The organism is Pseudomonas sp. H2_D02, from assembly GCF_054677635.1.
Genome location: NZ_CP162816.1, coordinates 858875 through 871010, shown reverse-complemented (window position 1 = coordinate 871010; position 12136 = coordinate 858875). Strand labels below are relative to the sequence as shown.

General features: G+C 62.9%; 12 protein-coding genes. 9 read left to right on the top strand and 3 right to left on the bottom strand.

Going from position 1 to position 12136, the window contains the following annotated elements:
- Positions 1 to 31 precede the first annotated feature (31 nt).
- Together AB4N42_RS03880 and AB4N42_RS03875 are read left to right on the top strand one after the other, a co-directional pair.
- Positions 32 to 412 carry a RidA family protein gene (locus tag AB4N42_RS03880; protein WP_030142177.1) on the top strand — a complete coding sequence of 127 codons (381 nt, stop codon included), beginning with the start codon at positions 32 to 34 and terminating at the stop codon, positions 410 to 412.
- A gap of 56 nt (positions 413 to 468) precedes the next feature.
- A complete protein-coding gene (locus AB4N42_RS03875; protein WP_030142178.1) occupies positions 469 to 1209 on the top strand; it encodes a hypothetical protein in 741 nt (246 codons plus the stop codon).
- A gap of 135 nt (positions 1210 to 1344) precedes the next feature.
- On the opposite strand, the gene AB4N42_RS03870 is transcribed toward AB4N42_RS03875, so the two are convergent.
- Positions 1345 to 2202, bottom strand: coding sequence for an NAD-dependent epimerase/dehydratase family protein (locus AB4N42_RS03870; RefSeq protein WP_460115887.1), 858 nt, complete (start codon positions 2200 to 2202; stop codon positions 1345 to 1347).
- 189 nt (positions 2203 to 2391) lie between these two features.
- Here AB4N42_RS03870 and exbB point away from each other — a divergent pair, with 189 nt between their 5' ends.
- From exbB to AB4N42_RS03840, 6 genes are all read left to right on the top strand, one after another.
- Positions 2392 to 3363, top strand: coding sequence for a tonB-system energizer ExbB (gene exbB, locus AB4N42_RS03865; protein WP_217860630.1), 972 nt, complete (start codon positions 2392 to 2394; stop codon positions 3361 to 3363).
- Between the two features lie 6 nt (positions 3364 to 3369).
- Complete coding sequence (exbD, locus tag AB4N42_RS03860) at positions 3370 to 3798, top strand: TonB system transport protein ExbD (protein ID WP_030142181.1); 429 nt, start codon at positions 3370 to 3372, stop codon at positions 3796 to 3798.
- Complete coding sequence (locus AB4N42_RS03855) at positions 3795 to 4550, top strand: energy transducer TonB family protein (protein ID WP_030142182.1); 756 nt, start codon at positions 3795 to 3797, stop codon at positions 4548 to 4550. The genes exbD and AB4N42_RS03855 overlap by 4 nt, the downstream gene beginning before the upstream one ends.
- Positions 4551 to 4877: 327 nt before the next feature.
- Positions 4878 to 5798 carry a hydrogen peroxide-inducible genes activator gene (locus AB4N42_RS03850; protein WP_030142183.1) on the top strand — a complete coding sequence of 307 codons (921 nt, stop codon included), beginning with the start codon at positions 4878 to 4880 and terminating at the stop codon, positions 5796 to 5798.
- Positions 5799 to 5807: 9 nt separating this feature from the next.
- Positions 5808 to 7883: an ATP-dependent DNA helicase RecG gene (gene recG, locus AB4N42_RS03845; RefSeq protein WP_431146984.1), complete on the top strand. Its 2076-nt coding sequence runs from the start codon at positions 5808 to 5810 to the stop codon at positions 7881 to 7883.
- A 79-nt stretch (positions 7884 to 7962) separates the two neighbouring features.
- Positions 7963 to 9360, top strand: coding sequence for an aminoacyl-tRNA deacylase and HDOD domain-containing protein (locus AB4N42_RS03840; RefSeq protein ID WP_198796206.1), 1398 nt, complete (start codon positions 7963 to 7965; stop codon positions 9358 to 9360).
- A gap of 186 nt (positions 9361 to 9546) precedes the next feature.
- Here the strand turns inward: AB4N42_RS03840 and AB4N42_RS03835 are convergent, their stop codons facing one another.
- A complete protein-coding gene (locus tag AB4N42_RS03835) occupies positions 9547 to 9927 on the bottom strand; it encodes a helicase (protein ID WP_217860632.1) in 381 nt (126 codons plus the stop codon).
- Between the two features lie 450 nt (positions 9928 to 10377).
- Between AB4N42_RS03835 and AB4N42_RS03830 the strand changes: the two genes are divergently transcribed.
- A complete protein-coding gene (locus AB4N42_RS03830) occupies positions 10378 to 10761 on the top strand; it encodes a DUF6124 family protein (RefSeq protein ID WP_249876896.1) in 384 nt (127 codons plus the stop codon).
- A 399-nt stretch (positions 10762 to 11160) separates the two neighbouring features.
- Here AB4N42_RS03830 and tagQ read toward each other — a convergent pair whose 3' ends face one another.
- Complete coding sequence (gene tagQ, locus AB4N42_RS03825; protein ID WP_323155988.1) at positions 11161 to 12102, bottom strand: type VI secretion system-associated lipoprotein TagQ; 942 nt, start codon at positions 12100 to 12102, stop codon at positions 11161 to 11163.
- Positions 12103 to 12136 lie beyond the last annotated feature (34 nt).

Here is a 12136-nt window from a genome sequence, read left to right as displayed (position 1 = left end):
CAAACAGCGCCCTCATTACAAGGAGTCATGAATGACCAAGACCGTTATCTCCAGCGACAAGGCCCCGGCCGCCATCGGTACTTATTCCCAGGCGATCAAGGCGGGTAACACCGTGTACATGTCCGGCCAGATCCCACTGGACCCGAAAACCATGGAGCTGGTCGAGGGCTTCGAAGCCCAGACCGTGCAGGTCTTCGAGAACCTGAAAGCCGTGGCCGAGGCCGCTGGTGGTTCGTTCAAGGACATCGTCAAGCTCAACATCTTCCTCACCGACCTGAGCCACTTCGCCAAGGTCAACGAGATCATGGGCAAGTATTTCGACCAGCCTTACCCGGCCCGCGCAGCCATTGGCGTGGCTGCCTTGCCAAAGGGCGCCCAAGTCGAGATGGACGCCATCCTGGTCATCGAGTAAAAAACCCGGCGCAGCGTTTCCCCGCTGCGCCGTTTTCGTTTTGAAAGGATTCCTCCATGCGCAAAGCGCTTGCCTTCTCGCTGCTTGCCCTCCTTCTGAGCGGCTGCGCCAGCGACCCTGCCGACCGAGACATCAGCGGCACCTGGATCAACCAGGCCGCCATCGACGCTGCCGCCAAGGGCGGCCCGCTTCGCGAAGCACTGCAGGCCTATGGCCCTAACCTGGAATGGGACGTCAACACCCGAGCCGGCCAGGCGCGCTACACCAACGGTTTTGAAAATGTCGAAGGCAAGCTGCTCGGCGAACAGGACGGCGCGTGGAAGGTCGACTTCTACGGCAGCTCCGCCAGCGAACTCAAGCGCGACGGCGACCAGTTGAGCCAGGCCGCCACCGAAAACGAGCCGCAGCAGCTATTCGACCGCGCCCAGGTGCAGATACCTGAAGGCGCACCGATTGGCGCCAGCTTCGAGCGAGCGTTGTACACCGCCTACCTGGGTGGCAACTGGAACATCGTCGAGGGACCAGGCCAGGGCGCCACGGTGCAATTCCAACCCGACGGCCAGGTCAGCGGCCTGCCGGGTGCCGATCGCTACGCCTTGTGCCTGGCCGGCGACTGCGCCTCGATGAGCGGTGGCAACGACAACATCTGGCTGCAGCAGAACGGCCAGGGCAACACCTGGATCTTCGCCCGCGATGGCAAGAAACTGGAAATCTTCCAGACCGTGAATGCGGCGCTGGCGGATGAAATGCCGTCGTTCACGCCGGGTGCCCGCAAGTGGGTGCTTGAAAAACAATAGTAGCCCCGACGGGGTTCCCCTGTGGGAGCGAGCTTGCTCGCGATGAGGCCATAACGCCCAACATCGAGTTGACTGTTATACCGCTATCGCGAGCAAGCTCGCTCCCACAGTCGTTTTTTCGGCTGGCAGAAAAAATCAGCAGCGCCCTTCCAGAATCGCCGCATACCCCTCGCGATAACTCGGATAACGGGGCACCCAACCCAACGCTTTCGCCCGCGCATTGCTGCAACGCTTGCTACCCGTGCGGCGCACGCTGGCGTCATCAGCCCACTCGGTCACGCCCAGATATTCGCGCAGCCAACCCACCACTTCGGCCAACGGCGCGGGTGCATCGTCGACACCGATGTAGAAATCCTCCAGCTGTACGCCCTGCCGATCCTTTTCCAACAGAAACGCCAGCAACCCAGCAGCATCGTCCGCATGAATCCGGTTGCCATAGAGCGGCGGCTCCGTCGCCACGCGATAACCCCGACGCACTTGCGTCAGCAGCCATTCGCGGCCCGGGCCATAAATGCCCGTCAGGCGAAGGATACTTGCGCGAATACCGCTATTGAGTGCTACCTGCTCGGCTTCAAGCATCAAGCGTCCGGAATAGCCGGCAGCGACAGTCTCGGAGGTCTCATCGACCCATGCACCGTCCTGCTGGCCATACACGCTGCTGCTGGATACAAAAATCAGTCGATCGGGCACCTGCCCGTAGTCACCCAACCAACTCAGCACGTTCTGCAGTCCCTGGACGTATGCCTTCCGATAGCCATTCTCATCGTGGTCGGTGGCGGCGGCGCAATAAACCACACAATCAATAGCGCCTACCGGCCAAGTCATGGGGCAGTCCTCATTGAACAGGTCGCCGGCAACGCCAGTCACACCGTCCGGCAACCGCGAGACATCACGGCGCAGGCCATAAACATGCCAGCCAGCCGCCAGCAGTTTCGTGGCCAGACGACCGCCGACATCACCACAACCGGCAATCAAAACAGAAGGCGCGGGCATCAGGATCTCCTTTTGGAAAAGCCGCAGACTAGCTGCCAGAGGGATGAGCGGCTAGCCATGCGACAAAAAAAGTAACTGTATTACTTTTGTTAACAAGAATTACTTGCAATAATGCTTGCCACTTTTGTTCTCGGCCTCACGAGGCCTGGAAGAACATCAACCTTCTTTTTCCTCTCAGGTCCGGCCAGCATGACACGCTCTCTCTCTTCCGCTTCGCCAACCAACCGACCTCGCGCCTGGAGCGCGGTGGCAGCCCTGCTGCTCAGCCTGATGCTGGCGCCAAGCGCCGCCTTCGCTGATGCCCAGGCACCCGCCACGACTCCGGCCACCGCGCCTGCCGCCGCCCAGGCACCCGCCGACCCGGCCGCACCCGTTGCGACGCCCGTGGCCACCGATCCGACTCAGGCCGTCGAAGCCGACGCGCCTCAAGTGCTCGAAGCCGACAACACCCTGGGCATGGCCCACGACCTGTCGCCCTGGGGCATGTACAAGAACGCCGACGTGGTCGTCAAAGCCGTGATGATCGGCCTGGCCATCGCCTCGATCATCACCTGGACCATCTGGATCGCCAAGGGCTTCGAACTGCTGGGCGCCAAGCGTCGCCTGCGGGGTGAAATCGCCGCGCTGAAGAAGGCCGCCACCCTCAAGGAAGCCAGCGCCAGCGCCGCGAAGGAAGGCACCCTCGCCAATTTGCTGGTGCACGATGCGCTCGAAGAAATGCAGCTGTCGGCCAACAGCCGCGAGAAGGAAGGCATCAAGGAACGCGTCAGCTTCCGCCTCGAGCGCCTGGTGGCTGCCTGCGGTCGCAACATGAGCAGCGGCACCGGCGTGCTCGCCACCATCGGCTCCACCGCGCCATTCGTCGGCCTGTTCGGTACCGTGTGGGGGATCATGAACAGCTTCATCGGCATCGCCAAGACCCAGACCACCAACCTCGCCGTCGTCGCCCCCGGCATTGCCGAAGCCTTGCTGGCGACCGCATTGGGCCTGGTCGCGGCCATCCCGGCGGTGGTGATCTACAACGTCTTCGCTCGCTCCATCGCTGGCTACAAGGCCCAGGTTTCCGATGCTTCGGCCGAAGTCCTGCTGCTAGTCAGCCGCGACCTCGATCACCTGCCGCCCGAGCGTGGCTCGCAACCGCACATGGTGAAAGTGGGGTAATCGGCCATGGGCCTGCATTTGAAAGAAGGCGCAGACGACGATCTGGCCGAGAACCACGAAATCAACGTCACGCCGTTCATCGACGTGATGCTGGTGCTGTTGATCATCTTCATGGTGGCCGCCCCGCTCGCCACCGTGGACATCAAGGTTGATCTCCCCGCGTCCACGGCCAAGCCGTCGCCACGGCCGGAAAAACCGGTGTTCCTGAGCGTCAAGGCTGACCAGCGCCTGTTCCTGGGCGAAGAGGAAATCAAGGTCGAGAGCCTCGGCCCGACCCTGGACGCCAAGACCCAGGGCAAGAAAGACACGACGATCTTCTTCCAGGCCGACAAAGGCGTGGATTACGGCGACCTGATGAGCGTGATGGACGCCCTGCGCGGCGCCGGTTACCTGAAGGTCGGCCTGGTCGGACTCGAGACGGCGCCGAAAAAATGATCACGACGCGCCAAAAGCTGACGCGTTACAGCGGTAGCCTGGCCGTGGTGCTGGGCGTGCATGCGCTTGCCATCGCGCTGACGCTGAACTGGACGACACGTGCGCCCATCGAATTGCCGCCCCAGGCAATGATGGTCGAACTGGCCCCGGTTCCAGCGCCGCCACCGCCTGCCCCGCCAAAAGTCGTCACACCGCCGCAACCGCCCGAGCCGGTGGAAGAGCTGCCGCTGCCGAAACTGGCCGAAGCGCCGAAGGCGGAAATCGCCGTGCCCAAGCCGGTCAAGCCCAAGCCGAAGCCTCAACCGCCCAAGCCCAAGCCGGTGGAGAAAAAGCCGGAGCCGCCGAAGGAAACGCCGTCGGAGCAGAAGCCCGCCGACACTCAGCCCACCCAGGCGCCGACCGAGAAGTCCGCGCAGCCGGCCCCAGGCCCTTCGCCCGCGCAAATGGCAGCCAAGGCGAGCTGGCAAGGCACGCTGCTGGCGCACCTGGGCAAATACAAGAAGTACCCGGCCAGCGCCCAGGCACGCGGCAAGGAAGGCATGAACCGCTTGCGGTTCGTGGTGGATGCCGAAGGCAACGTGTTGTCCTTCGAACTGGTGGGCAAGTCAGGCAACGCCGATCTGGACCGGGCCACCCTGGAAATGATCCGCCGCGCCCAACCGCTGCCCAAGCCACCGGCCGACCTGCTGACCAACGGCACGGTCGAACTGACGGCGCCGTTCCTGTATTCCATCGACAAGCGTCGGCGCTGACTCAATCCGGCAACCCGATGGCAGGTTGAATCCTGTGGCGAGGGAGCTTGCTCCCGCTGGGCCGCGAAGCGGCCCCAAAACCAGCGAATGTGCTGCATCAGGCAGACCGCGTTCGCCGCACCAGAGGCCTGCTGCGCAGGCCAGCGGGAGCAAGCTCCCTCGCCACAATGAGCACATCCGACCTAAAGGCATCGAAAGATGCTTTTTTCATATCCGGCAACGACCACACAGACATTCGCCAGTGTCGCACCGCGCCTCCAGTCTGATAACGTGCGTCTATCGATTGCAGCCGGTATGCTTGGCTCGCAACTTCACGGACGTTTCGCCATGACCCTCACAGAATTACGCTACATCGTGACCCTCGCCCAAGAGCAGCATTTCGGCCACGCGGCCGAGCGTTGCCATGTCAGCCAGCCGACGCTGTCGGTGGGTGTGAAAAAGCTTGAAGACGAACTCGGTGTGCTGATTTTCGAGCGCAGCAAAAGCGCCGTGCGCCTGACCCCGGTGGGCGAAGGCATCGTCGCCCAGGCGCAAAAGGTCCTGGAACAGGCCCAGGGCATTCGCGAACTGGCCCAGGCCGGCAAGAACCAGCTGACCGCCCCGCTGAAAGTCGGCGCGATCTACACCGTCGGGCCGTATCTGTTCCCGCACCTGATTCCACAACTGCACCGGGTGGCCCCGCAGATGCCGTTGTACATCGAAGAAAACTTCACCCACGTGCTGCGCGACAAGCTGCGCAACGGCGAACTGGACGCGATCATCATCGCCTTGCCGTTCAACGAAGCCGACGTCCTGACCCTGCCGCTCTATGACGAACCGTTCTACGTCCTGATGCCGGCCCAGCACCCCTGGACCCAGAAAAAAACCATCGACGCGGCCCTGCTCAACGACAAGAGCCTGTTGTTGCTCGGCGAAGGCCACTGCTTCCGCGACCAGGTGCTCGAAGCCTGCCCGACCCTGACCAAGGGCAGCGAAGGCGCCAAGCACACCACGGTGGAATCCAGCTCCCTGGAAACCATTCGCCACATGGTCGCCTCCGGCCTGGGCATTTCGATCCTGCCGTTGTCGGCGGTGGACAGCCATCATTACTCCCCCGGCGTGATCGAAGTCCGCCCGCTGACGGCCCCCGTGCCGTTCCGCACCGTTGCCATCGCCTGGCGCGCCAGCTTCCCGCGACCCAAGGCCATCGAGATCCTCGCCGACTCGATCCGCTTGTGCTCCGTGGCCAAGCCGCCTGCCGCCAAGTAAGTCGTAGCCATGACTGAGCTGTCGAAAGTGCCGGTGACGACACTCAAGGGTGTCGGTGAAGCCATGGCCGAGAAACTGGCCAAGGTCGGCCTGGAAAACCTCCAGGACGTGCTGTTTCACCTGCCGTTGCGCTATCAGGATCGCACCCGCGTGGTGCCCATCGGTCATTTGCGGCCCGGGCAGGATGCGGTGGTGGAAGGCACCGTCAGCGGCGCCGACGTGGTCATGGGCCGGCGTCGCAGCCTGGTGGTGCGCCTGCAGGACGGCACCGGCGGGTTGAGCCTGCGTTTCTATCACTTCAGCAATGCACAAAAGGAAGGCCTCAAGCGTGGCACCCGCGTGCGCTGCTACGGCGAGGCGCGGCCCGGTGCCTCGGGGCTGGAGATCTATCATCCGGAATACCGCGCCATCACCGGCGACGAGCCGCCGCCCGTCGCGGAAACCCTGACGCCGGTCTACCCGCTCACCGAAGGCCTGACCCAACAGCGCCTGCGCCAACTCTGCCAGCAAACCCTGACAATGCTCGGCCCCACCAGCCTGCCGGACTGGCTGCCCAAGGAATTGGCCCGGGATTATCAGCTTGCGCCGCTGGCCGACGCGATTCGCTACCTGCATCACCCGCCTGCCGACGCGGATGTGGAAGAGCTCGCCCTCGGACACCACTGGGCCCAGCATCGCCTCGCCTTCGAAGAGCTGCTGACTCATCAACTGTCCCAGCAACGCCTGCGCGAAAGCCTGCGCTCGCTGCGCGCCCCCGCCATGCCCAAGGCGACGAAGCTGCCGGCTCGCTACCTGGCCAATCTCGGTTTTACCCCCACCGGCGCGCAGCAGCGGGTCGGCAACGAAATCGCCTACGACCTGAGCCAGCCCGAGCCAATGCTGCGGCTGATCCAGGGCGACGTGGGCGCGGGCAAGACCGTGGTCGCTGCCCTCGCCGCCCTGCAAGCGCTGGAAGCCGGGTATCAGGTGGCGTTGATGGCGCCCACCGAGATCCTCGCCGAGCAACACTTCATCACCTTCCAGCGCTGGCTCGAACCCCTGGGCATCGAAGTCGCCTGGCTGGCCGGCAAGCTCAAGGGCAAGAACCGCGCCGCCGCCCTCGCGCAGATCGCCGAGGGCGCGCCGATGGTGGTCGGCACCCACGCCTTGTTCCAGGACGAAGTGCAGTTCAAGAACCTGGCCCTGGTGATCATCGACGAACAGCACCGCTTCGGCGTCCAACAGCGCCTGGCCCTGCGGCAGAAAGGCGTCGGCGGGCGGATGTGCCCGCACCAGCTGATCATGACCGCGACACCGATCCCGCGGACCCTGGCGATGAGTGCCTACGCCGACCTCGACACCTCGATCCTCGACGAACTGCCGCCCGGTCGAACGCCGGTCAACACCGTGCTGGTCACCGATACCCGACGAGTGGAAGTGATCGAGCGCGTGCGCGGCGCCTGCGCCGAAGGACGGCAGGCCTATTGGGTCTGCACGCTGATCGAAGAATCGGAAGAACTAACCTGCCAGGCGGCCGAAACCACCTATGAAGACCTCACCGCCGCCCTCGGCGAATTGAAGGTCGGGTTGATCCACGGCCGCATGAAGCCCGCCGAAAAAGCCGCAGTGATGGCCGAATTCAAGGCCGGCGCCCTGCAACTGCTGGTCGCCACCACCGTGATCGAGGTCGGCGTCGACGTACCCAACGCCAGCCTGATGATCATCGAGAACCCCGAGCGCCTGGGTCTGGCGCAGCTGCACCAGTTGCGTGGCCGCGTCGGTCGGGGCAGCGCCGCGAGCCATTGCGTCTTGCTCTATCATCCGCCATTGTCGCAGATCGGGCGCCAGCGCCTGGGGATCATGCGCGAAACCAACGACGGTTTCGTCATCGCCGAAAAAGACCTCGAACTGCGCGGCCCGGGCGAAATGCTCGGCACGCGCCAGACGGGTCTGCTTCAATTCAAGGTGGCCGACCTGATGCGCGACGCCGACCTGCTCCCGGCAGTACGCGACGCTGCCCAGGCGCTGCTGGAGCGCTGGCCCGACCATGTCAGCCCGCTGCTGGACCGCTGGCTGCGCCATGGGCAGCAATACGGCCAAGTGTGAGCACGCGCTCAGTTTTCTGGACGCGCCTTCTAGACAAGCTGGTTATACTGACCCACTTGTAGGAAAACGGATACAGACCATGACTGAAGCTGCCCTCGTCCCCGAAACCCCGCACGCTCCGTCTGTGATTCGGCAGTTGCTCGAGAAATTGGGCATCGCCTTTGACGAAGTCATCGAACGACCGGGCCTCAACCCCGCTCGCAAAGTGCAGGCCGTGTTGCTGCACGATGCCGTTGGCGCGCTCATGGTGCTGTTTCCGCAAAGCCAATTGCTGGACCTCAACCGCCTCGCCGAACTGACTGGCCGAAAGCTCACGGCGGTGCCGACCGAGCGCCTGGAGCGCATGCTCGGCAAACACAGCCTGAGCCTGTTGCCAGGCCTGCCCGCGCTGACCAGTTCGCCGTGCCTGTACGAAGAAGGCCTGCTGCGCGAACCCAAGCTGCTGATCAACTCGGGCGAGCCGGGGTTGCTGCTGGAGGTCTCCAGCGAAGCCTTCAAGACCATGCTCACCAAGGCCAGCGCCGCGACGTTCGGCGAACCTGTGAGCAACATCACCCCGAACCTGGACCGCCCGGACGACGACCGCAAGGAAATCACCCAAGCGGTACAGGCATTCACCGCCCGGCGCATCCAGCAACGGCTGGAAGAGACCATCGAGATCCCGCCGCTGGCTGAAACCGCGCAGAAAATCATCAAGCTGCGGGTCGACCCCGACGCCACCATCGACGACATCACCGGCGTGGTCGAAACCGACCCGGCCTTGGCCGCACAAGTGGTGAGCTGGGCCGCATCGCCGTACTACGCGTCGCCGGGCAAGATTCGCTCGGTGGAAGACGCCATCGTCCGCGTGCTGGGCTTCGACCTGGTGATAAACCTGGCGCTGGGGCTGGCCCTGGGCAAGACCCTGAGCCTGCCCAAGGACCATCCGCAACACACCACGCCGTACTGGCAGCAATCGATCTACACCGCCGCCGTCATCGAAGGCCTGACCCGCGCCATGCCCCGCGCCCAGCGCCCGGAAGGCGGCCTGACTTACCTGTCGGGCCTGTTGCACAACTTCGGCTACCTGCTGCTGGCCCACGTCTTCCCGCCGCATTTTTCATTGATCTGCCGGCACCTGGAGGTCAACCCGCACCTGTGCCACAGCTACGTGGAGCAACATCTGCTGGGCATCAGCCGCGAGCAGATCGGCGCCTGGCTGATGCGCTACTGGGACATGCCCGACGAACTGGCCACCGCCCTGCGCTTCCAGCACGACCCCCACTACGACGGCGAATACGCCGCCTACCCGAACCTGGTGTGCCTGGCCGTGCGCCTGCTGCGCTCGCGCAGCATCGGCTCCGGTCCGGACGAAGAGATCCCGGATGCACTGCTCGATCGCGTAGGGCTGACTCGGGAAAAGGCCGATGATGTGGTGAGCAAGGTGCTTGAGGCTGAAGTGCTGCTGCGGGAGCTGGCTTCGCAGTTCAGCCACTAATGAATGCGGCAGATGGGCTGTTGTGGCGAGGGGATTTATCCCCGCTGGGCTGCGAAGCAGCCCTAAAACCTAGCCCCCCGGTTAAGCAGGCTCACCGCACTTAGCTTTTTGGGGCCTGCTGCGCAGTCCAGCGGGGATAAATCCCCTCGCCACAGAAGCCTCTCTCAGAACAGTGACTCACTGGGCTCAAGCCTTCTTCGCCTTCCTCGGCTTCAAATACTTCATCAACCCCTGAAACCAGATCACCAGCGCCGGGTTGCCCTTGATCTGGATCGATTTGTCCTGGATCCCCGTCATGAATGCCAACTGCTTGTTCTTCGCCTGCATCGTGGCGAAGCCATAGCCTGCATCCTTGAACGCGATGGCGAAGGCCGGCGTCGGATAAACACCCGACTGGCTGGTGATGCGCTGGTTCTTCACGGTGAAGTGCCGGGCAACCTTGCCGTCCAGGGTTTGCAGCTGGAACACCAGCTCCTTGTCGCCCAACTGCTGCTGGAACGCCGGATTGGTGCGGCTGGCCTTGCCCATCAACCACCCCAGCAGCCACAACAGGAAACGAAATTTCATCGGCACAGCCTCGTGAGAAAAATGAACGGCTGGCGCAGTTTAGCGATTCTTCAGAAGAACGCCATCATCGAATCCAGTTTGCGGAAGATCGGCCATCTTTTGCGCATGATGACCGCCAAGTCACGTTTAGAAGCGTCATTCGTTGGCCTTCAGACTCGTCGGACATTTCCTTCAAAACGGCGAGCTGTTCATGAACTAGGCAGCGGTACCGAGGGCCGCTAACCTCTGTTCGTCATCGCAAAAAACGGTGACACGGACGTGCAAGTCCGGATTGGTACGCAATTGGTTATGGCTATTGATCGAGCATTTTTTTATGCTCGCGTCCGTTATGGCAATTGTGCGTGGGAGGCCTTCGGGTCTGCCGGGAGTACCAGCCGGTCTTGCACACCTACGTACAGTTGCCACCTCTTCGAATGCAAGCGAAAGGATGTCGACCCCAACTCTGGTACTATGGTCAAGCATTCACCGAATCCACCGAAAAACGAACACAAGTCCCGCGCCGAAAAACTCGAAGAAAAACGCCTCGAAGACGCCACCAACCGCGCCCTCGACTACTACCTCAAGCCCCACCCCGCCTCACCGCCGGAACCCGATAAAGACCAGCTCTTCATCGTCTCCCCGCACATCGACACCGAAACCCTGCTCGCCAACGCCTCCGAAGACCTGCTCTCCATCAGCACCATCGCCGCCGACCTGGCCGACGACATCGACGAATCACGCCGTTGCGTCGCCCTGGCGATCAGTCGCATGGCCGATGGGGTGCAGTTGTTGGTCGAGCGGGCGTTGGATCATTTGGAGACGAAGGGGGTGGCGGCGTCTGCAGCCAAGGGATAGGACGGACATAGAGGCAAGCTGAACCGACGCCTTCGTCGGATCGCCGCCCGGAGCAAGCTCGCTCCCACAGGGAAACGCGGTCCCACCTAGAACCAGGTCGGCTATCAGGCCGCCTCGGCTTGGCTTTTGATCTGGAGGCCCCGTTAACCACGATGGCCGAACGCAGGTATTGCGCAGTGGGCAACCCGGCATGGATGCCGGGTTAGCCGCGCTGGGTCATGGATGACCCTTCGCGGCGGCCCACGGAGCAATGCCTGCGTTCGGGCACACCGAGCCTAGGCGAGGTGCCGAGTGGTGGGGCAAGACCTTTTGGTTACTTTTGGGGCGTTTGCCAAAAGTGACACGCCGTAAGGGCGTAACCGCCAGCCGCCATCATCGCAGCAACGGATATGCACCCGATCAAACATTCGGGCAAGGCACCGGAGCCCAGTCACCCAAGTCCGGATTCTTGCACATGCTGTTCACCTGAGTAGTACCCGCGCTAGCAACCTGTTTGCTTTCATCCTGCTTGGCCTTGGCGGTCTGCAAAGTCTTCTCGGTAGCGACCGCTTCTTTCGGCACCACTGGAAGTTCTTTCTTCTTCGCCGGCGTCACTTTCTTCTTGGTCTTGGTGCTGGTCTGCGCCGCCACAACCTGCGTGGTGTCAGCAGTGGCCACGGTCACCACGTCAGTGCGCTGCACGCCCACTTGTTGCAGGTCTTTCTCGTAAGCCTGGGTGTAGTTGTTCAGGTCTTCGGACGCCTTGCCGTTCACCGCGACGATCAGGTCGTTGGACTCTTTCAGGCCGGCAACGATTTCCGCCAGGCGCTTGCGGCCCTCGGTGTCGTTGACCGTCTTGGCCTTGCGGTCGGCAACCAGTTTGCTGAACGCGTTCTGGTAGCACTGTTGCGAAGCCTTGGCGTACGCGGTGCTGCGGTCGATGTCCGAAGCGCTCTTGCTGACGTCGGCAGCGTAGGAAGCGATGCGCATGTTGTCATCGGCGATCTGCTTCTGGCGCTCGGTGTAGTAACCGGCTGCACCACCGGCCAGGGCGCCGCCCGCGGCACCGATGGCGGCGTTGCGACCACGGTCTTCCTTGTCGGCGGTCAGGGCGCCCAGCAGCGCACCACCGACGGCACCGACGGCTGCGCCAGTGACGACCGACTTGGTCATGTTGCCTTCGGTGGAGCGCAGGTGCTGCACCGGCTCGTAGCAATTCGGGTAGTACTCGACCTTGGTGCTCGAAGCGACCTTGGAGGTCGGCGACGAAGCGCAGCCGGTCAGTACGGTGCTGAAGCCAACAGCGACCAGCAGCAAATGACGCTTGGAAACCGAAGCAAAAGGTTTACGGGAGAAAAGCATAGTTGTGTTCTCGTTTAAGTTTTGACCAGCTCAG